We start from the raw sequence: 19,399 nt of genomic DNA on the forward strand, positions 1-19,399 counted from the left end.
TATCAATGCAAGGCTTCATTAAGTTTGACTGCTTTTTTATTTAAAGCTACTATCATAGCACCACTTATAGAATCTTGACGGAAATGTAGCCCATTTAAACCTTTAAGCTCTAAGCCTTTGTAAATTTCTTTATCAAAATTAAAATAAGGATTAAGTTTAGCAAGTTCTTCGGCATCTGTGAGTAAAAATTTCGTTCCTTCTAGCACTGCAATACCTGCATCAACTATACAATTATCCCCTAAAGGAATTCCTGTCACTGAATTAGCCCCTAAAAGACAAGCCTTGCCTACGCTTATAGCATTGCCACTTGTTCCACTTAAAACACCTAAAATCGAAGCTCCGCCACCTACATCAGAACCTTCTCCTACTATAGCACTTGAACTAATACGCCCTTCAACCATACAAGCTCCTGTTGTACCTGCATTAAAATTCACATAACTTGCACCTGGCATGATGGTTGTTCCTGCTGCTAAAGACGCACCCATTCTTACTTTAGAACTTTCTAAAATTCTTGTATTATCCTCAGGGATAATATGTGCTAAAAATCTTGGGAATTTATCAACAAAATCGATTTTTGGATATTGATTGCTCATTTTTAAACGCATTTCATTTGCTCTTAAATACTCAAGCTCGATAGGCTTATCATCACTCCAAGCTACATTGCTTAAAAGTCCAAAAGCTCCATTTAAATTGATACTTCTTAAAGGTACTTTTTTAGTAGAAAGCAAATAAAGTTTTAGATAAATACTTTCTACACTTAAAGGTTCTTTATCTTCAAAAAGACAAACAAAAGAAAATTCATCGTCTTTAAATTTATCTTTGATAATCTTTAATAAATCAATATTTTGATGCCCATCTTCTTCTAAAAAAGGTTTAAAACAAGAAAGTGCAAAATCAATATCTTCTAATTTCAAAGTTTGTACAAACTCACTCGCATTAAAATCAATCTCCACGCCCCTTTGCATAAAAGCTTCAAGCATGATTGCCGCTGAGCCAAAATTTTGCTCATAGTTAATCAAAGCAAAACTTGCTTGTAAGATTTTATTTTTATTTAACTGTCCTCTATCAAGCCTTGCTATACCAAAAGCTTTAGGTTTTTTATAGCCACTTTTTTGCTCGATTTGTTTGATTAAAAGTAAAAAATCTTCTTTAGTATTAATCATTTTCTTTTCCTTATCCACTTAATTTTTAATGCGAACACGCACTTTTTCCATTCATCACAGGTTGTATAGCAGAATTATCCGCACCACCTTCATTGTTAATCTTTTCTATAAAACTCCAAATTTTTTCAGCCGCCATTAAATAACGCCTTGAACTCACACTTTCAGGGTGATAAAAACTCACAGGCTTGCCTTCATCTCCACCTTCTCTTACTATCATTTCTATAGGAATTTGTGCTAAAACTTCACTTTTATAGGCTTTTGCCATATCTTCAGCTGTTCCTTTACCAAAAATATCATACTCTTTACCATTATCAGGACATAAAAATCCACTCATATTTTCAATCACACCCGCTATAGGAATATGAAGTTTATTAAACATATCTAAAGCTCTTTTGCTATCGTCTAAAGATACGGTTTGAGGCGTGCTTACACAAACTCCTGCAGTAATAGGAATACTTTGCGCAGAAGTAATTTGTGCATCGCCTGTTCCTGGAGGCATATCTAAAAACAATACATCAAGTTCAGGCCAAATCACATCAGCTAAAAGTTGCTCGATTGCTTTCATAATCATAGCTCCACGCCACATAAGGCCTTGACCCTCTTCGATCAAAACCCCCATACTCATCATATAAACACCATGAGTTAAAATAGGCTTTAATCTCTGCCCTACTACTTCAGGCTGAGTTTTGGTTTCACCTAGCATTCTTGGAATATTTGGCCCATAAATATCCGCGTCTAAAATACCTACTCTTTTTCCCATTTTAGCCATGGAAATTGCTAAATTTACTGTAGTTGTAGATTTACCCACACCACCTTTTCCACTTGAAACCATGATGAAATTTTTTACTTGTGGAGCGATATTTTTTCCACTTCTTGAATTACTTTTTTCTTCAGGAATTTTTGGAGTAATGATATTAAGTTCAATATTTTTTAAAGCCAAACTCGATAAAGCTTCAATAGTATTTTTACGAATTTCATTAGCTACTTCAGGATTTGCTGAAACGATTTCTATATCAATGAATACACCATCATCTTGAATTTTAATATCTTTTACAAAGTTAAAACTCACTATATCCTTTTCAAAACCAGGATATTTTACAGTTTTTAATTTCTCTAAAATTTGTTCTTTCATATTTTTTCCTTGTCTTTTAAAAAAATCAATTTTACTAATAAAATGATAAAATTTAGCTTTTTATAAGTGTATAATATGGTAACATTATAAAAACCAACAATATTAAAAAGAGGAATGAAAAAATGAGTGAAATGAGCCTCATTATGTTAGCAGCTGGAAATTCTACTCGTTTTAATACAAAGGTAAAAAAACAATTTTTACGACTTGGAAATGACCCTCTTTGGCTTTATGCAACAAAAAATTTAAGCTCTTTTTATCCTTTTAAAAAAATAGTTGTTACCTCTAGTAATATCACTTATATGAAAAAATTTACTAAAAACTATGAATTCATAGAAGGTGGTGATACCAGAGCAGAATCCTTAAAAAAAGCCTTAGAGCTCATAGATAGCGAATTTGTTATGGTAAGTGATGTAGCAAGGGTATTGGTGAGTAAAAATTTGTTTGATCGTTTGATTGAAAATTTAGATAAAGCAGATTGTATTACCCCTGCTTTAAAAGTTGCAGATACAACACTTTTTGACAATGAAGCCTTGCAAAGAGAAAAAATCAAACTCATTCAAACCCCGCAAATTTCTAAAACCAAATTGCTTAAAAAAGCCTTGGATCAAAACCTAGAATTTACAGATGATAGCACAGCTATAGCTGCAATGGGTGGAAAAATTTGGTTTGTTGAAGGTGAAGAAAATGCAAGAAAACTAACCTTTAAAGAAGATCTTAAAAAACTTGATTTGCCTACACCTAGCTTTGAAATTTTTACTGGCAATGGTTTTGATGTGCATGAATTTGGAGAGAATCGCCCTTTGCTTTTAGCAGGAGTGCAAATTCATCCTACTATGGGGCTTAAAGCACACAGCGATGGAGATGTTTTAGCTCACTCTTTAACCGATGCGATTTTAGGTGCTGCAGGACTTGGAGATATAGGAGAGCTTTATCCTGATACTGATATGAAATTTAAAAATGCCAACTCCATGGAGCTTTTAAAACAAGCTTATGATAAAGTCAGAGAAATAGGTTTTGAACTCATTAATATAGACATTTGCGTCATGGCACAAAGCCCTAAACTTAAAGACTTTAAACAAGCTATGCAAAGCAATATAGCTCATACTTTAGATTTAGATGAATTTAGAATCAATGTTAAAGCCACAACAACGGAAAAATTGGGTTTTATTGGAAGAAAAGAAGGTATGGCGGTGCTTAGTAGTGTAAATTTAAAATATTTTGATTGGACAAGATTATGAAAGTTTTAATTATTGAAAATGAAATTTATCTAGCGCAAAGCATTAGCATTAAACTAAGTGATGCTGGATATAGCTGTGAAATTATCAACTCGTTTGATGAATACAATGGTGAAAAATACTATGATATTGTACTGCTTTCTACAAATACTAATAATTTTCTAAAAGCCGTAGGTCAGTTTAAACATAGTATTATTATTTTGCTTATTTCTTATATAAGTACAGATACAGTTTCAAATCCTTTGAAATTAGGTGCTAGTGATTATATTCAAAAACCCTTTATGATAGAAGAGCTGATTAGAAAAATAAAGCATTATCAGGATTTTAGAAAACTTTCAATCCTTAATAAAGCTTATCAAAGCTATATCAAATCAAGATTAGAAACAATCAAAATTCCAGAGTATAATTATAAAAAATTAAAACTTCCATTGATATTAAAATCCAACAAGCAAAGCAGTGCTGATGCTTTTGTTTTTAATTATGCAAATGAATGTGACATTACTCTTTCTTTTATTGATTTAACATCTACAAATTCAGTTGAAAAAGTTATGAAACTTCCCACAGAAAACAATCTCTTATTTTTGAGTAATTTTCAAGCATTAAAAGCAACAGAAAAGGAAAAACTCCTAGATTTTATACAAAACAAAAATGTTATTTTGCATACCAATTCAAATACAGATGATTTAAAAATAAACTGCATTAATTTAAATGATAATGAAAAAAATATCAATAGCAATGAAATTTTAACTATAGATGAGTATGTAAAATATGTTATTATAAATTACCAAAATATATTTCCTGATACTGATCTTTCAAAAAAATTAGGCATTTCACGTAAATCTTTATGGGAAAAAAGGAAGAAATATGAAATCAGCAAGAAAAAATAAAAACATTACCATAGATCAAAATGAATTTGGCATCTTGTCACTTATTAAAGAAGGTTTGCTAGGTACTTGCACTCATTTAATGAATGAAAAAGAAGTCAATGAAATCATTAAATCAGGAAAATTTAAAGGAGAAAGTTTTCCCTATCCCTTAAGCTTTGCACCAAAAAATGCTGAAGAAGCACTAAATGATATAAAATCTGGCGATAGAATCGATCTCATACTAGATGAAAAAGTAGTAGGACATATAGATTTTAAAAGCCAATTTAAAAATAATAAAAATTTTTCTGATATTTTCAGTCCTAACACTTGCTCTTTAGAAGACATGGGAACAACTTGCATAAGTGGAAAAATAGAAATTTATAATTCTCAAATTGAAAAAATAAAAGAAAATTTTCAACAAATCAAAAACAATCTTAATGCACAAAAAATTACTGCTATAGTTTCAAGTTTTGATCCTTTGCATCGTGCCCATGAAAGAATGTTTCGTTGGACTATTGATAAAGCAGATTTAGTTGTAATTTTTCTTGTAGAATCTTTTGATGTAAATGGGTTTGAATTCGAACTTAAAGAAGCATATTTGAAAAAATTTATTCAAAACTATCTTCCACCGGATAGAATTTTCATTTTTCCATTAAAAAATATTAATATTTTTCACGCTCATTTAAATCCTGGCTTAGAAAGTATTATCGCAAAAAGTCTAGGTTGTACCAAACTAGTAGTAGGACAAAATCATACAGGACTTGGAATGTTTTATGACGATAACCAACCAAAAACCATACTTGATGATTTTTCCAAGGACTATGGCATAGAAGTGATCGTTTTGCCTGAATTTGTATTTTGCGATCAATGTCGCATGATTGTTAGCACAAGATCTTGCCCTCATGGTTGTCATCACCATTTGCACTATAATTCTCAGTCTTTAAAAGATTTACTAAGAGCGGGTATCATTCCTCCAGCAATTTTCATGCGCAAGGAAGTATCTAGTGTTATTTTAACTTCTCTTTTTCCAAATAGATTAAAAAATATGCAAAAAATTTATAATGAGCTTTTTCCAACTGATGGAATTTTAGAATACAAAAATGATGAAGAATTTTATCAAAAACTTTTAGAAATTCATCAAATGTCTTATATGGTGTAATAAAATGCAAAAATTATTTTTAACTTTTTTTTATTCAGGTTCTGTAAAAAAGGCAAGTGGGACTTTTGGTACTATCGCTGCTTTAATACCTGCTTTTTTTATACTTAAATATCTCGGGATTAATACTTTGTTTTTACTAAGCATTTTAATTTTTGTTGCAAGTATTCGTGTTATAGATGATTATGAAAAAAAAACAGGAATTCACGATGACAAACACATAGTTATCGATGAGGTTGCTGGAGTTTTTCTTGCTTGTGCTATTGCAGCAAGTGTTGAAAACTCGATAGTCAATTTTATTTTGGCTTTTGTTTTATTCAGACTCTTTGACATTACAAAACCTTCTATTATTGGTAAGATAGATAAAAAAGTCAAAGGCGGACTAGGTGTAATGCTTGATGATATGTTAGCAGGATTGTTTGCTGGACTTTTAAGTGCGGTAATTTATGGATTTTTACTTAAATTTAATTTAGTTTTTTGGGATATAAATTTAAAAGACTTATTTTGAAATTTTGCTTAAATTAATTAAATTTTAAATTTTATTCTTATATAATTTAGTCTTTAATTTCAAAAAAGGAAAATATAAATGGCAAACCATAAATCTGCTGAAAAAAGAGCAAGACAAACTATTAAAAAAACAGAAAGAAATAGATTCTATAGAACAAGACTTAAAAATATAACTAAAGCCGTAAGAGAAGCTGCAGCAAATGGAGATAAAAATGCTGCTAATGAAGCTTTAAAAGTAGCTAATAAAAGCATTCATGCTATGGTAAGTCGCGGTTTCATTAAAAAACAAACTGCTTCTCGCCGTGTAAGCCGCTTAGCCCTTTTAGTAAATAAAATCGCATAATTTTCTATATAGTTTTTAATGTTAGCTAGCAAACTAGATCCTTTTTTAAAACGCTTTGAAGAGTTAAATTCTCTTCTTAGCAGTTCTGATATAATCAACGATATCAGTAAAATGACTACACTCTCTAAAGAACAAAAAAACTTAGAACCTATCGTTTTAAAAGCTAAAGAGTATTTAAAAACTTTAGACAATATAGAAGAAAATAAAGCTTTGCTAAACGATCCAGAACTTGGGGAACTTGCGAAAGAAGAACTAAAAACTTTAGAAGAATTAAAACCAAAGCTTGAAGAAGAGATTAAAATTTTACTTCTTCCTAAGGATCCCAATGATGAAAGAAATATTTTTCTTGAAATTCGTGCAGGCGCAGGTGGCGATGAGGCATCTTTATTTGTAGGAGATCTTGTAAAAGCTTATGCAAGATATGCTGAAAATCGTAGCTATAAACTTGAGATTGTAAGTTCTAGTGAAGGAAGTGTAGGTGGATTTAAAGAAATCATCATGCTTGTTAAAGGAACAGGAGCTTATTCAAGACTTAAATATGAAGGTGGAACGCACCGTGTTCAAAGAGTTCCTCAAACAGAATCCCAAGGACGCGTGCATACTTCTGCTATCACCGTGGCAGTAATGCCAGAAGTTGATGATATAGAAATCGAAATCAATCCAAACGATCTTAAAGTTGATGTTATGCGATCTTCAGGACATGGTGGACAAAGTGTAAATACTACTGATTCAGCTGTTCGTATCACTCATATCCCTACAGGTATAGTTGTAGTCAATCAAGATGGAAAAAGCCAACACAAAAATAAAGAAAGTGCGATGAAAGTCCTAAAAGCAAGGCTTTATGAAATGCAAGAGAGTGAAAGACTGGCAAAAGAAAGTGAAGCAAGAAAATCACAAGTAGGAAGCGGAGATAGAAGTGAACGCATTCGCACTTACAATTTTCCACAAAATCGTATCAGCGATCATAGAATAAATCTTACTTTATATCGCTTAGATGCCATTATGCAAGATGGGCTTTTTGATGAAATCATAGAACCTTTAATCACTCATCATCAAGCCCAAGCTTTACAAGAACAAAATTTATAAGATTTTATATAAATTAATGCTTATGTAGGAATTTATGTGGATTTCCACTAGCACCTACATGTGTAACATTTCCATTTTCTATATCATAAGCTTGACCAAAACCTTTTACAAAGCGTCCTTTTTTAAATTCAAGCTTTACTAGATGAAAATCAAGCATCTTGCGTATAGTTTTAATGCCTCCTTCTCCTCCGGTTTGTTTTTCAAACTCATCATAAATTTGATCAAATCTTTCACCTCTCTCTAAAAAACTTGCATCTACTCTATAGCGCAATCTTTTACGAAGTATAACAGAAGCGGCTTTACTCTCATCCTCTAAAAACATTATTTCTATATTGTTTGGATTTGCTTTGATGTTGTTAAAATGTTCGCTTACTTCACTTATATAAATATAATTTCCCCATTGTGTGCTTACAAAAGGTGCATACGAGCAAACAACTTCTCCATTTGCATTTAAAGTTGCCAAAGCTACAGAATTAAAACTTAGCATAAATTCATTTAATTCTTTTTCTACTCCACTAAAATTTTGCTCGCTCTTTGCACTCATGCAAAGGGATATTATAGTATCTTTAATCGTGTTTTCATCGGCTTTTTTAGGAAATTCCACTCGTAAATTTTCTTTATCATTGTAAACAAGATCCAAGCCATTAAAATCAACACTTTTTAGAAAAACATCTTGCACTTGCTCAATACCACCAAATTTTTTACAAAGATCAACTAAATTTGATTTATGATGATCATTCATATGAGAAATAATGCTTTCAAAATTCATTTTTATCCTTTCTTGATTTTAAAATAAAATATTAAAAAAAATGGTATCAATTATCAAATTAAAAATAACTTAAAATATAAAAATTATCTATTTTATCAAAAATTTATACTAAATTAAGTTAATAAAGGATAAATTTCATCCTAAATTATTATGATATAAATTATCATTATTTATTTTATTTAAGGAGTAAAATTTGCACCCAAATAAAAAAGCTTTTAACTTATCTTTATTTGCATTATTACTAATAACTAATTTAAATGCACAAGAATCAAATGAAGCTATCAATCTACAAAAAGTTGTTGTTAGTGCAACAGGTTTTGAACAAGATGCAGACTCAAATTTACGCAATGTAATCAGCATTGAAGGCAAAGATCTGCAAAATAAAGGTTATGTTTCCTTAGAACAAGCCTTAGAAAGAATTTCAGGCATTAGTTTTGTAAATTTTGGACTTGGACGCAATATAGACATGCGTGGACAAGGAAATAAGTCCAATATAGCTGTAAAAGTTATGATCGATGGGCGTGCTATTAATGTTCTTGATAATTCCCATGGTGTAACCCCGCTAGATAGTATCAATTTAGATAATGTAGAACGCATAGAAATCATACCTGGGGGTGGATCTGTGCTTTATGGAAGTGGTACTAGAGGGGGTGTGATTAATATCATTACAAAAAAACAAAAATCAGATGCTTTTGCTATAAATTTAAAAAGCAGTGCCTATGATCATGGTGGACTAGGTGGAAATTTAGGTATCAATGGCGCCAAACAAATAAATGAAAATTTAGCTTTTAGCTTTGATATACAAAGTTTTAACCTTGATGGATATCAAGAAGGTTATAATGAAAAAGGCTATTTTATCAACACAAAAACCTATATTGATATCAATGATAATAGCGATTTAACTTTGGGTTATAATTATTTTAAAAGCAAAAATACCAGCAGTGGCTATCTAACAAAAGCACAAGCTCAAAGCGATCCAACCCAAAAAGGCAATAGTGACAATATCACACAAATCAATCGCCCTGAAATTTCTTTGGATTATCATTACTATTTTGATGATATATGGGAATTTAACCTAGAAGCTTTTTGGCAAAATCAAAAGATCAATTATCTAAAAGATGAAATTTCTATGATGGGAACTACAGCTTATCAAAATGGAAGTGGTTTTGAAGACACACTTACAGGGATAAGTTTAAAAAATAAGCTAAATTATGCAAATAATTCTTATTTTATTTTTGGTTATGAATTTACAAACCATGATGCAAAAAGAAAGAGTTTGGTGTATTATAGCGTTCCAGGTGTCATAAATTATCACAGGATGACAACTTTAATGGATATGACTAAACAAAGCCATTCTATTTTCGCTCTTGATTCTCATAATTTTAATGAATTTTTCACTTTATCCGGTGGAGCTAGATATGAATTTAGCACTTATAATACCAATAGATCTTATAGAAATGAAATGAGTATGAACGGAAGACCGCCATCATCAAATCCTATAATCACAGACTCAACAACCCTTTTTGATACCGATAAAAACACCAATAATTTTGCTTTTGAAATCACCCCTAACTTTAAATACTCTGACACAGGCAATCTTTATCTTAAATACGAAAGAGGTTTTGTTTCTCCTACACCTGCTCAATTTGTCAATCGCAACAAAACTGGTAATGGAATACCACCCTATTATTCGTCGAACCTAAAAGCTGAGATCTTTGATACCTTTGAACTAGGTATTGATGATTTTTGGTGGGATTTTTACGGCTTTAATCTAACTTTATTTTACACCCTAAGCAAAGATGAAATTTCTTATCTTGGAAACCCTCATTCTACTAGTGGATCTTGGTGGAAATATTATAATATAGATCAAACTCGCCGTTTAGGAGTAGAATTAAGTCTGAGTCAAAATTTCTTAGATGATGATTTAATCTTTAGAGAAAGTCTAACTTATCTTGATGCTAAAATTTCTAAAGGTGTTAATGACGGCATGAGAATTCCTTATGTTTCAAAAATCAAAGCCACAGCTGGGCTTGAATACGCTTGGAATAAAAATTTCTCAAATTTTATTGATTTAACCTATTTTTCTAGAGCAAAAGATGGTGGAACTATAAATGAAAATACAGGAAAAATGTCTAAAAATTCTTGGATAAGGGATTATTTTTTAACAGATATTGGTATGAAATATAATTATAAAAAATTACAAATTTTAGCAGGAATTCGCAATCTTTTCGATAAAAGATACTACACCTATCAAGACAGTATAAATGATCAATACCTAGTTGGGAATGGCAGAAACTACTATGTTGAATTTAAATACGCATTCTAAAATTTTAGTGATTATAGGGCTTTTGGTAGCTTATATAATCGCTTCTTTTACAGCACTTTGCTTAGGAGATGAGAATTTAAACCCAAAAGAACTTTTTTCATATATCTTTAGCCAAGATGAAATTTTAAGACAAATCATCATAGATGGACGCTTACCACGGATTATAATGGCGATTTTAATCGGTATGCTTCTAGCTAGTAGTGGGGCTATCACTCAAAATGTATTTTCAAATCCTATAGCCGATCCTTATATCATAGGTATAGCTTCTGCGGCAACCTTTGGAGCGGTTTTGGCGTATTTGTTAAAATTGAATGATTATTATTATGGAATTTTAGGTTTTGTTTGCTCTGCCTTTTTTGCCCTAGGAGTTTTTAAAATTTCTTCTAAAGCTTCTATAGCGACTTTACTCATTATCGGCATAGCAGCTTCATCTTTTTTAGGAGCTTTTACTTCTTTTTTCACTTATCTTATAGGCGAGGATTCTTTTAAAATAGTCGCTTGGCTTATGGGAAATATAGGCAATGCTTCTTGGTTTCGTGTGGGAATTTTAATCTTGCCTTTAATTTTTTGTTTGTTTTATTTTTACGCTCATAAAAACGAATTAAACATACTTTTAAGCGGAGATGATGAAGCTAGAAATCTAGGGGTAAATGCTCAAAAATTAAAGATAAATTTACTCATCGTCTCATCCTTGGCTGTATCTTTTGCGGTTGCTTTTAGCGGACTTATAGGCTTTGTTGGACTCATCATTCCTCATACTATAAGACTTTTGCTTAAAAATTATGATAATGCCTTAGTTATCCCTTTATGTACAGCATTTGGAGGATTATTTTTACTTATTTGTGATACTTTAGCAAGAACTCTTTTAGCCCCTGTACAAATTCCGATTGGAATTTTAACTGCATTTTTTGGAGCTCCTATTTTTTTATACTTGGCTTTAAGTGCTAGGAGATTTTTATAATGCTAAAAATACAAGATTTAAGCTTTGCTTATCACCAAAAAGATTTACTAAAAAACATTCATTTAGAACTTAAAAATCAGGCTTTTATAGGAATTTTAGGGCCAAATGGCTCAGGCAAAAGCACTCTTTTAAAACTTATACTTAAAAATTTAAGTCCAAATAAAGGAGAAATAAGTCTTTTTAATACAAATATCAAAGATTTTTCTCTTAAGGAATTTGCCAAAATTTGTGGCTTTGTGCCTCAAAAATCAGAATTAAACACGCCTTTAAAAGTCATCGATGTGCTTTTAATGAGTAAATATGCGAATTTAAAACACGCTTTTAGTTCTTATTCTAAAGAAGATATTTTAGAAATTAAAGAATTTGCTAAGGATTTAAGACTTGAAAATTTTCTAGAAAGAAGCATACTTTCTTTAAGTGGGGGTGAATTTCAAAGAATGCTTTTAGCAAGAGCTTTGCTTAAAAAGCCAAAAATTCTTTTTTTAGATGAACCCACTTCAGCCCTTGATTTAAACTATGCTATAGAGCTTTTAAGCCTTTGCGAAAAACGAGTTAAAGAAAAAAATATAGCCGTTGTTGCTATCTTGCATGATTTAAATTTAGCTTCTATGTTTTGCGATAAAATCCTTTTTTTAAAAGAAGGGGAAATAAAGTATTTTGGAACGAGTAAAGAGCTTTTTACTCAAGAAATTTTAAAAGAAATTTATGATTTAAACTGCGAGATTATTTATAAAAATTCTAAACCTTATATTTTAGCTTTAAAGGAGAAAAAATGAAAAAAATTTTAATTATTATGAGTTTGTTTTTAATCACACTAAATGCAAAAGAACGCCTTGTAGTGCTTGATCCTGCAAGCATAGAAACCCTTTTTATGCTTAAGGCTGAAGATCAAATCGTAGGCATTGCCACTTTACAACACTCAAATATCTATCCTAAAGATCAAACCTCAAAACTTACAAGCGTAGGCACTTTTTCAAATCCTTCACTTGAAAAAATAGTAGCATTAAAACCAAGTTTGGTGATTTTAAGCTCTTATTCTTTAAATTTAGAAGAAGGACTTAAAAATTTTGGTATCAAAAGCATCAATTTAAAAGCCGAGCATTTAGAAGATATAACAAAAAATATCACAACCTTAGGTCAAATCACGAAAAAAGAAAAAGAAGCAGAGCTTTTAAAACAAGAATTTAACCAAAAATTTAAAAAATTAAGCGATAAACCCCTAAATAAAAGTGCGATTTATCTTTATTCTAGCAACCCTTTAATGGCCTTTAATGATAATTCTTTAATAGCTGATATTTTAAGACTCATAGGGATTAAAAATTTAAGTCCGCAAAGTCAAATTTCAAGACCTGTTATATCAGCAGAATATATACTGAAACAAAATCCAGACATACTCATTCTTGGAATGAATGCCAAAAACAATCTTTTAGATACAAATGCTTTATTGAAAAATACCAAAGCAGTTAAAACAGGAAGTATTTATTTTAACAAAGATACACCTATATTATTACGCCTTAGTCCTAAGATAATAGATAGAATTCAAGAATTTAAAACAAAGCTAGAAAATAACAATTTTTAATCACCCAATCTTGCTTTAAAAAATTCGCAAGTTTGACAAAGTTTTTCTATGCGTTTATCTTCTTCAAAAGCTTTTTTCATCATCTTTATACGCGATGATTTAAAAAGCTTATCAAAGTTATTTTCAAAAACATTTCCCAAGTTAATATCTGCTTTAGTATCCAAACAGCAAGGCACTAAACTTCCATCACTTAAAATCCCAATTTGCTCTTTTAAAGCATGACATTTTCCTTTTTTATAAAGGGGTTCATCTTTTAAATTTGGCCATTTAAAAAGTTTATTTTGATGAAGCAAAATATGTCTTTGCAAGCGATTTTTACTTAAGTTTGTATCGATCTTAACTTCAAATTCTTTAGCTAAAAACTCATAAATTTTTAAATTTGACTTAGGTGCTTTAAAATTAGCATCTAAATTCCAAAGTCTTAGATTGATAAAAGAAAGGCTTTTTTGCTCTAAATGCTTTTTGCAAAGTTCTAAAATAGGCTTAAAATACTGTTCTAAAGAAATTTTGCTTTGACTTAAAAAAGACATTAAAGAAATATTGATTTGATGGATATTCTCATACCCTAACAATAAAGCTTGATTTTTAGAATTTAGATAAAAGCCACTTGTAGTGATTTCAAGTTTCATAGCTTCATCTTTTGCGATTTTTAGATAATTTTCCAAATTAGGTAAAAGCAAAGGATCGCCCAAAAGATGAAAGGTAAAAAGCTCAGCTTTATTAGAAATTTCATAAGCTAAGTTTTGAAATTTTTCTTCACTCATTACCCCGCGAATTCCTTTTTGAGAAGGACAAAAATCACATTTTAAACCACAAATATCGCTTAATTCTATATATATTTTTTTAAATTTCATTATATTTCCTAGAGTAAACATTTTACCAAAATTTATGAAATTTATTAAAATATGTAACATTTTTATCGATATTTTTATCTTTTTTATTTCTCTTCTTTATTTTTAAATATATTAAACAAAAATCACACTATACTTAAATAAAAATCTAAAATTAAGGAAGGGTTTATGCAAGAGCTTACTCGCACGAAAAAAATTCGCTCTATTATTGCTGCAAGTAGCGGAAATTTAGTAGAGTGGTTTGATTTTTATATCTATGCTTTTACAGCAACTTATTTTGCTCATACTTTTTCAACTTCAGATAATCCTGTTATCCAGCAAATCAATGCCTTTGGGGTTTTTGCAGCAGGATTTTTTATGCGTCCTATAGGCTCTTGGCTTTTTGGCTCTTTAGCTGATAAAGTAGGTCGTAAAAAATCTATGGTTATATCAGTGGTTTTAATGGCTTTAGGCTCTTTTATGATAGCAGCCTTACCAAGCAAAGATACAGTGGGCGATCTTGCTATTATCTTGCTTTTAATAGCAAGACTTATTCAAGGTCTTAGTGTAGGCGGGGAGTATGGCATAGCAGCTACTTATCTTTCAGAACTTGCTACGGAAGGAAAACGCGGTTTTTACTCATCTTTTCAGTATGTAACCCTAATAGGTGGTCAACTTTTGGCCGTTGCAAGCATTAGTATAATGTTTTTATTTTTTAGCATTGATGATATGAAAGATTATGCTTGGAGAATACTTTTTGTAATAGGCGGAATTTTAGCACTAGGCTCGCTTTTTGTAAGAAAAATGATGAATGAAAGTGCTACAAAACTTCACCAGCATGAAGATCGTGGTACTTTAAAAGCATTATGCAAATCTTGGAAACCTTTTTTAATGGTACTTGGGGTTACCTCTGGAGGTTCTTTAGCTTTTTACACCATTACAACTTATACTAAAACTTTTATGGAAAATACGGGTATGGATAAAATGCTTGTTAATAATCTTTTCTTAGGTGCTTTATTTATACTAATGATCATTCAACCTCTTTTTGGATATATAGGAGATAAAATAGGTCACAAACGATCTTTAATTGTATTTTGTATTTTGGCATTGGTAGGAATTTATCCTATTTTTTCACTTATAGCCAATAACGCACAAAATAATCCTTCTTTGACATTTATGTTGGTGGTATTATTGTTTGTTATTTTAAGTTTTTATACTTCAGTTGCTGGGATTTTTAAAGCAAAACTTTTTCCTGAACATGTAAGAGCTTTAGGGACAGGTTTGGGTTATGCTATTTCAAATGCTGTTTTTGGAGGATCTGCTCCTTGGGTTGCTTTACAATTTAAAAATGCAGGTATAGAAAATGGCTTTTTTATCTATATAGCTATTTTTACAATCATCATGCTTATAGCTACTTTGTGTTTGCCTAAAAAATCAGAGCTTAATTAATTTTAACGCTTTTAAAGAAAGTGCCGAAAGTGCGGTACTTTCTAACTCTTTTAAGGTTTGAAATTCATAATTTTTATTTTCATTGTTTAAAATTTGATGATAAACCTTGATATTAAGTTTATACTTAGTATAGCCGTGCTTAAACTCCCCTACAAAACTCATATCTTTAGAAAGTTTATATTCTCCTTCTTTAAAAAAAGGAAAATTATACATACCCTTATAAAGCTTATCTTGGCTTTTCTGTATCGCAAATTTTTTATTAAATTCAAACAAAAAAAGATTTAAATTTAAACTCTCATAAAGTATTTTTTTAGCTCTTGGATAAAACTCTGTATTAAATTTGCCTTGACAAAAATCATACAAAGGACAAATCCCACACTTTGCATTTTTACCCACACAAACCAAAGCCCCTATATCAAGCAAAGCTTGGTTGTGATCAAAGGCATGATTTAAATTTAAAAGCTCTTTAGCTCTTTTTTCAAGTTCTTTCATGCTAGGATTTTCCAAAGCAAAAAGACGAGAAAGCACACGGCGTATATTGCCATCAACAAAAGAAACCTTTTGATCGTAGCCAAAACAAGCTATAGCGCCTGCTGTATAAGCTCCTATACCACTTAATTTTTTTAGATCCTCAACTTCTTTAGGTAATTTAGCCCCAAACTTATCCACGCATTCTAAAGCTGCCTTTTTTAAATTTCTAGCACGAGTGTAATAACCAAGTCCTTGCCAAGCCTTTAAAAGCTCGTCTTCATTAGCATTAGCCAAACTTTCTAAAGTAGGAAATTTTTGCAAAAAGGGGAAATAAAACCTTTCTAAAACTGATTTAACTTGAGTTTGCTGAAGCATAATTTCGCTGATATAAACTCCATAAGCTCTATCAATATGCTTTAAACTTTCATCACAATTTTGACTTTGTAAATTACGCCAAGGCAAAGTTTTGCGTCCATTTTTTTCATACCAAAGAAGTAAATTTTCTTGTAGTTTTTCAAGCTCTTTTTTTTGCATAAATGAGAGTATAACAAAAAATTTTAAAATTTTTTGCTAAAATTAGCTCAAATTAAATTATTAAGGATATCCATGTTAGCTTTTTTTAAAGGTTTAGGTGTAGGTTTTTTATGTTTATTACTTTTTGTTGCAGGAGTAGTTTTTAATGTAGAATTTTTAGGCAAAAAAGACTCTAATCATGATTTATATTTTTCAAGAAATATAGAAGTAAGCAATACACTAAAACCCGATATTTTATATGCAAATATTAATTTTTGGGCAAATGAAAATTTAAGTTCAAAAATTACATTAGACAATAGTGAAAAAGCTGAAATCACAAATATTTTCAATCAAATTTTAGAACGCTCAAAAAAAGAAAATTTTTGTAGCGGAGGAAGTTTTTCTTTAGAACCTAATTTTTCCTATAAAGATGGTATACAAACTCCAAAAGGTCAAAGATTTGATGCGAATTTAGAATGTGAATTTAAAGAAAACCAACTTGCAGATTTTAACAATCTTTTAAATGACATCAATTCTATCATAGCTAAAAATAATTTCATCAGCGTTTCAACACCAGCCATACAAACAAAATTTTCAAAAGATACACTAAACAACAACAAAGAAAATCTCTACAAAGAGCTTTTAAAAACATCATACGAATATGAAAAAACTTACTCTTTAGATCTTAATAAAACTTGTGTATTGAAAAATTTACAAGTAAATGCCAATACCAATATCGCACCTAGAATGCTAAATGCAAAATCTGATAATATAGAACTTTCATCTCCAATTATCAGCGAAAAAGAACAAATTTTAAACGCGAAAGCTTTATTTATTTGCAAATAACTTAAGGCAAAATAAACTCCTTTTAAGTTTATTTTGCTATACTTTTATCTTCAATTCTTTCAGAAATTTATGCGGGAATAGCTCAGGGGTAGAGCACAACCTTGCCAAGGTTGGGGTCGCGAGTTCGAATCTCGTTTCCCGCTCCATAATCACCCGCCCGGGTGGTGGAATTGGTAGACACAAGGGACTTAAAATCCCTCGGAATTTTTCTTCCGTGCCGGTTCAAGTCCGGCCTCGGGCACCACTTTTTCAACATTATCAGGGCGACATAGCCAAGCGGTAAGGCATGGGCCTGCAAAGCCTTGATCTCCGGTTCGAATCCGGATGTCGCCTCCAAAAGGCAAAACTTTACTTTATCGGGAGATGGCTGAGTGGTCGAAAGCGGCGGTCTTGAAAACCGTTGAGGGTCACACCTCCAGGGGTTCGAATCCCTTTCTCCCGGCCACCAAGACTTTCTAGTTTATCAAGCTTATATCATTCCTGAAATTATAAAGGATACTACAAATGAAAAATAATACTTCGGTCTTACTATTTTTGTTATATCCTAAAAAAACTTAGAAAAACTATGGCTAATATAATTAAAAATAAGAAATACAAATGGAAAATTTAGAATTTGTTATCTTAAAACAAAAATATAAAATTTTAAAAATATGTCAAATTTTAAAATACAAGGTAGGCAAATGAAAGAATTTTATATGAATTTAGCTTTAAATGAGGCTTGGAAATATCAGTTTTTAACCTATCCAAATCCGGCTGTAGGCTGTGTAATCTTAGATAAAAATGAAAAAATTTTAGCCATAAAAGCTCATGAAAAAGCTGGATTAGCTCATGCGGAACTTAATGCCATAGCTCATGCTTTTAAAAGCTTAAGACCTGAAATTTCATTGCCTAAAGAAGCAAACGCCTTGCATGAGTTTATTTGCAAAAACCATCAAGGTGTATTTAAAGATAGCATAGCTTTTGTCACACTTGAGCCTTGCTCTCATCAAGGAAAAACGCCTCCTTGTGCAAAACTCTTTAGCGAGCTAGGTTTTAAAAAAATTTTCATCAGCGTTAAAGATGGAAATAAAATCGCAAGTGGTGGGGCTGAATTTTTAAAAAAACAAGGCATAGAGGTTGAATTTGACATACTTAAAGAAGAAGGAAAAAAACTTTTAAAACCTTTTTTAAAATGGCAAAAAGGGCAATTTAAACTTTTTAAATTAGCCCTTTCTATGAATGGCTCGCCTTTTGGCAAAATCGTAAGCAATGAGCTAAGTCGCACTTATGCACATAAAATTAGAGCGGTGATTGATTTGCTTGTAGTCGGTGGAGAAACCATAAGAAAAGATCACCCTATACTAGATGCTAGGCTTTGCAAAGCAAAAGCGCCTAATCTTTGTATCTTAAGCCGTCAAAATATAGATAATTTTGATAAAAATATCCCTTTATTTAAAGTTCCAAACCGCCAAATTTATACCCAAATTCCAAGTGAAGCTAAATTTTTAATGTATGAGGGTGGAGAAAATTTTCTCAAAACCTTTAAAGATGAAATAGATATGTTTTTGATTTTCCAAAGTTCAAGTTTAAATGATGAAAAAAATGTTACAATACCTTTAAATTTCAAGCCACTTTATAGGAATTTTTTAGGGAGTGATACTTATGGCATTTATGAACTTTAGTGGATTTTTTTATGCGAGAAATGATTTAAGATTATTTAAAATAGAAAAGAAAAATGAATTAAAATCCTTTTTTTACAAAGACTACACCTTATCAAGCTACAAAGATGCTTTAAATTTAAATAATGAAATCTTTTTTTATCAAAGTTTAAAAGAAGGCTTATTTAAAGAAAATGATGAAATTTTAGTTTCAAATTTGGGTAAAAAGATCATACTTTTTAGAAATTTCACTCAAAATTGCGATAATTTTAATGAGGCAAAATTAAAACAAATATTGCTTTTATTTTTTTTGTTATTAGCGAGCGTATTTTTTGCAAGTTTGGCTATGATTAATGAATTTGGAGCCATAGATCTTGTTTTTTTAATGATTTGCTTATTGCTTTTAGTGATGGGAGCAATCAATCTTGGCTTGCTTTTTAAGCAAATTCGTATTCTTAAAAGTTTTTCCAAAGAAGAAATGAAAGAATTTTTAAGTCTAAGAATGAAAAAATACACCAAAGTGTAAAAAC

Annotated in this window: 19 protein-coding genes and 4 tRNA genes; 18 read left to right on the forward strand and 5 right to left on the reverse strand. The window is 30.7% G+C overall.

Going from position 1 to position 19,399, the window contains the following annotated elements:
* Positions 1 to 2: 2 nt before the first annotated feature.
* Together FBF22_RS07700 and FBF22_RS07705 are read right to left on the reverse strand one after the other, a co-directional pair.
* Positions 3 to 1,163, reverse strand: coding sequence for a 2,3,4,5-tetrahydropyridine-2,6-carboxylate N-succinyltransferase (locus FBF22_RS07700; RefSeq protein ID WP_002884738.1), 1,161 nt, complete (start codon positions 1,161 to 1,163; stop codon positions 3 to 5).
* Between the two features lie 25 nt (positions 1,164 to 1,188).
* The gene (locus tag FBF22_RS07705) at positions 1,189 to 2,295 is read right to left on the reverse strand and encodes an Mrp/NBP35 family ATP-binding protein (RefSeq protein ID WP_002884737.1); all 1,107 of its coding nucleotides are present in this window, start codon (positions 2,293 to 2,295) and stop codon (positions 1,189 to 1,191) included.
* A gap of 122 nt (positions 2,296 to 2,417) precedes the next feature.
* Here FBF22_RS07705 and FBF22_RS07710 point away from each other — a divergent pair, with 122 nt between their 5' ends.
* The 6 genes from FBF22_RS07710 to prfA all read left to right on the forward strand — a co-directional run bounded on the left by FBF22_RS07710 (position 2,418) and on the right by prfA (position 7,488).
* Positions 2,418 to 3,533 carry a bifunctional 2-C-methyl-D-erythritol 4-phosphate cytidylyltransferase/2-C-methyl-D-erythritol 2,4-cyclodiphosphate synthase gene (locus FBF22_RS07710; protein WP_002851397.1) on the forward strand — a complete coding sequence of 372 codons (1,116 nt, stop codon included), beginning with the start codon at positions 2,418 to 2,420 and terminating at the stop codon, positions 3,531 to 3,533.
* Positions 3,530 to 4,417, forward strand: a complete 888-nt coding sequence (locus tag FBF22_RS07715; RefSeq protein WP_002884735.1) for a response regulator — start codon at positions 3,530 to 3,532, stop codon at positions 4,415 to 4,417. The genes FBF22_RS07710 and FBF22_RS07715 overlap by 4 nt, the downstream gene beginning before the upstream one ends.
* Positions 4,395 to 5,555 carry a sulfate adenylyltransferase gene (locus FBF22_RS07720; protein WP_002868300.1) on the forward strand — a complete coding sequence of 387 codons (1,161 nt, stop codon included), beginning with the start codon at positions 4,395 to 4,397 and terminating at the stop codon, positions 5,553 to 5,555. Before FBF22_RS07715 ends, FBF22_RS07720 begins: the two co-directional genes overlap by 23 nt.
* Positions 5,556 to 5,559: 4 nt before the next feature.
* Complete coding sequence (locus tag FBF22_RS07725) at positions 5,560 to 6,060, forward strand: phosphatidylglycerophosphatase A (RefSeq protein WP_002851418.1); 501 nt, start codon at positions 5,560 to 5,562, stop codon at positions 6,058 to 6,060.
* A 78-nt stretch (positions 6,061 to 6,138) separates the two neighbouring features.
* Entirely contained in the window at positions 6,139 to 6,402 is a 264-nt protein-coding gene (gene rpsT / locus FBF22_RS07730; protein ID WP_002856547.1) for a 30S ribosomal protein S20, read from the forward strand.
* 18 nt (positions 6,403 to 6,420) lie between these two features.
* On the forward strand, positions 6,421 to 7,488 hold the full coding sequence (gene prfA / locus FBF22_RS07735) for a peptide chain release factor 1 (protein ID WP_002860067.1): 1,068 nt from the start codon (positions 6,421 to 6,423) through the stop codon (positions 7,486 to 7,488).
* A 13-nt stretch (positions 7,489 to 7,501) separates the two neighbouring features.
* Here prfA and FBF22_RS07740 read toward each other — a convergent pair whose 3' ends face one another.
* Entirely contained in the window at positions 7,502 to 8,257 is a 756-nt protein-coding gene (locus FBF22_RS07740) for a HugZ family heme oxygenase (RefSeq protein ID WP_002860068.1), read from the reverse strand.
* A 193-nt stretch (positions 8,258 to 8,450) separates the two neighbouring features.
* Between FBF22_RS07740 and FBF22_RS07745 the strand changes: the two genes are divergently transcribed.
* The 4 genes from FBF22_RS07745 to FBF22_RS07760 are packed head-to-tail and all read left to right on the forward strand — an operon-like array spanning position 8,451 to position 13,123.
* The gene (locus FBF22_RS07745) at positions 8,451 to 10,583 is read left to right on the forward strand and encodes a TonB-dependent receptor (protein WP_002884732.1); all 2,133 of its coding nucleotides are present in this window, start codon (positions 8,451 to 8,453) and stop codon (positions 10,581 to 10,583) included.
* On the forward strand, positions 10,558 to 11,544 hold the full coding sequence (locus FBF22_RS07750; protein WP_002856526.1) for an iron ABC transporter permease: 987 nt from the start codon (positions 10,558 to 10,560) through the stop codon (positions 11,542 to 11,544). Before FBF22_RS07745 ends, FBF22_RS07750 begins: the two co-directional genes overlap by 26 nt.
* A complete protein-coding gene (locus FBF22_RS07755) occupies positions 11,544 to 12,320 on the forward strand; it encodes an ABC transporter ATP-binding protein (RefSeq protein ID WP_002882736.1) in 777 nt (258 codons plus the stop codon). Before FBF22_RS07750 ends, FBF22_RS07755 begins: the two co-directional genes overlap by 1 nt.
* A complete protein-coding gene (locus tag FBF22_RS07760; protein WP_002882735.1) occupies positions 12,317 to 13,123 on the forward strand; it encodes an ABC transporter substrate-binding protein in 807 nt (268 codons plus the stop codon). The genes FBF22_RS07755 and FBF22_RS07760 overlap by 4 nt, the downstream gene beginning before the upstream one ends.
* On the opposite strand, the gene FBF22_RS07765 is transcribed toward FBF22_RS07760, so the two are convergent.
* A complete protein-coding gene (locus tag FBF22_RS07765) occupies positions 13,120 to 13,977 on the reverse strand; it encodes a radical SAM/SPASM domain-containing protein (RefSeq protein WP_002882733.1) in 858 nt (285 codons plus the stop codon). The two genes, FBF22_RS07760 and FBF22_RS07765, sit on opposite strands and share 4 nt — an antisense overlap.
* Before the next feature lie 165 nt (positions 13,978 to 14,142).
* Here FBF22_RS07765 and FBF22_RS07770 point away from each other — a divergent pair, with 165 nt between their 5' ends.
* Positions 14,143 to 15,402, forward strand: coding sequence for an MFS transporter (locus FBF22_RS07770; RefSeq protein WP_002851199.1), 1,260 nt, complete (start codon positions 14,143 to 14,145; stop codon positions 15,400 to 15,402).
* On the opposite strand, the gene mutY is transcribed toward FBF22_RS07770, so the two are convergent.
* Entirely contained in the window at positions 15,388 to 16,407 is a 1,020-nt protein-coding gene (mutY, locus tag FBF22_RS07775; RefSeq protein ID WP_002858960.1) for an A/G-specific adenine glycosylase, read from the reverse strand. The two genes, FBF22_RS07770 and mutY, sit on opposite strands and share 15 nt — an antisense overlap.
* Before the next feature lie 72 nt (positions 16,408 to 16,479).
* On the opposite strand from mutY, the gene FBF22_RS07780 reads away from it, so the two are divergent.
* The 7 genes from FBF22_RS07780 to FBF22_RS07810 all read left to right on the forward strand — a co-directional run bounded on the left by FBF22_RS07780 (position 16,480) and on the right by FBF22_RS07810 (position 19,395).
* The gene (locus FBF22_RS07780) at positions 16,480 to 17,232 is read left to right on the forward strand and encodes a hypothetical protein (protein WP_002884723.1); all 753 of its coding nucleotides are present in this window, start codon (positions 16,480 to 16,482) and stop codon (positions 17,230 to 17,232) included.
* A 71-nt stretch (positions 17,233 to 17,303) separates the two neighbouring features.
* A tRNA-Gly gene (locus tag FBF22_RS07785) sits at positions 17,304 to 17,378 on the forward strand.
* A gap of 9 nt (positions 17,379 to 17,387) precedes the next feature.
* Positions 17,388 to 17,476 (forward strand) — tRNA-Leu (locus FBF22_RS07790).
* A gap of 18 nt (positions 17,477 to 17,494) precedes the next feature.
* A tRNA-Cys gene (locus tag FBF22_RS07795) sits at positions 17,495 to 17,568 on the forward strand.
* 21 nt (positions 17,569 to 17,589) lie between these two features.
* Positions 17,590 to 17,677, forward strand: a tRNA-Ser gene (locus tag FBF22_RS07800).
* Positions 17,678 to 17,882: 205 nt separating this feature from the next.
* Positions 17,883 to 18,893: a bifunctional diaminohydroxyphosphoribosylaminopyrimidine deaminase/5-amino-6-(5-phosphoribosylamino)uracil reductase RibD gene (gene ribD, locus FBF22_RS07805; protein WP_002858962.1), complete on the forward strand. Its 1,011-nt coding sequence runs from the start codon at positions 17,883 to 17,885 to the stop codon at positions 18,891 to 18,893.
* On the forward strand, positions 18,874 to 19,395 hold the full coding sequence (locus FBF22_RS07810; protein WP_002871876.1) for a hypothetical protein: 522 nt from the start codon (positions 18,874 to 18,876) through the stop codon (positions 19,393 to 19,395). Before ribD ends, FBF22_RS07810 begins: the two co-directional genes overlap by 20 nt.
* The last annotated feature ends 4 nt before the right edge of the window (positions 19,396 to 19,399 follow it).

It is taken from the genome of Campylobacter sp. CFSAN093260, from assembly GCF_012890095.1.
GTDB classification, from domain to species: Bacteria; Campylobacterota; Campylobacteria; order Campylobacterales; family Campylobacteraceae; genus Campylobacter_D; species Campylobacter_D jejuni.

Excerpts from the sequence above, each read along its gene's own strand:
- FBF22_RS07760 (WP_002882735.1), top strand. The coding sequence starts at position 12,317 with ATGAAAAAAATTTTAATTATTATGAGTTTGTTTTTAATCACACTAAAT.
- prfA (WP_002860067.1), top strand. The coding sequence starts at position 6,421 with ATGTTAGCTAGCAAACTAGATCCTTTTTTAAAACGCTTTGAAGAGTTA.
- FBF22_RS07700 (WP_002884738.1), bottom strand. The coding sequence starts at position 1,163 with ATGATTAATACTAAAGAAGATTTTTTACTTTTAATCAAACAAATCGAG.
- FBF22_RS07705 (WP_002884737.1), bottom strand. The coding sequence starts at position 2,295 with ATGAAAGAACAAATTTTAGAGAAATTAAAAACTGTAAAATATCCTGGT.
- FBF22_RS07710 (WP_002851397.1), top strand. The coding sequence starts at position 2,418 with ATGAGTGAAATGAGCCTCATTATGTTAGCAGCTGGAAATTCTACTCGT.
- FBF22_RS07780 (WP_002884723.1), top strand. The coding sequence starts at position 16,480 with ATGTTAGCTTTTTTTAAAGGTTTAGGTGTAGGTTTTTTATGTTTATTA.
- FBF22_RS07765 (WP_002882733.1), bottom strand. The coding sequence starts at position 13,977 with ATGAAATTTAAAAAAATATATATAGAATTAAGCGATATTTGTGGTTTA.
- FBF22_RS07770 (WP_002851199.1), top strand. The coding sequence starts at position 14,143 with ATGCAAGAGCTTACTCGCACGAAAAAAATTCGCTCTATTATTGCTGCA.
- FBF22_RS07740 (WP_002860068.1), bottom strand. The coding sequence starts at position 8,257 with ATGAATTTTGAAAGCATTATTTCTCATATGAATGATCATCATAAATCA.
- FBF22_RS07720 (WP_002868300.1), top strand. The coding sequence starts at position 4,395 with ATGAAATCAGCAAGAAAAAATAAAAACATTACCATAGATCAAAATGAA.
- ribD (WP_002858962.1), top strand. The coding sequence starts at position 17,883 with ATGTCAAATTTTAAAATACAAGGTAGGCAAATGAAAGAATTTTATATG.
- FBF22_RS07755 (WP_002882736.1), top strand. The coding sequence starts at position 11,544 with ATGCTAAAAATACAAGATTTAAGCTTTGCTTATCACCAAAAAGATTTA.
- mutY (WP_002858960.1), bottom strand. The coding sequence starts at position 16,407 with ATGCAAAAAAAAGAGCTTGAAAAACTACAAGAAAATTTACTTCTTTGG.
- FBF22_RS07725 (WP_002851418.1), top strand. The coding sequence starts at position 5,560 with ATGCAAAAATTATTTTTAACTTTTTTTTATTCAGGTTCTGTAAAAAAG.
- FBF22_RS07750 (WP_002856526.1), top strand. The coding sequence starts at position 10,558 with ATGTTGAATTTAAATACGCATTCTAAAATTTTAGTGATTATAGGGCTT.
- rpsT (WP_002856547.1), top strand. The coding sequence starts at position 6,139 with ATGGCAAACCATAAATCTGCTGAAAAAAGAGCAAGACAAACTATTAAA.
- FBF22_RS07810 (WP_002871876.1), top strand. The coding sequence starts at position 18,874 with ATGGCATTTATGAACTTTAGTGGATTTTTTTATGCGAGAAATGATTTA.
- FBF22_RS07715 (WP_002884735.1), top strand. The coding sequence starts at position 3,530 with ATGAAAGTTTTAATTATTGAAAATGAAATTTATCTAGCGCAAAGCATT.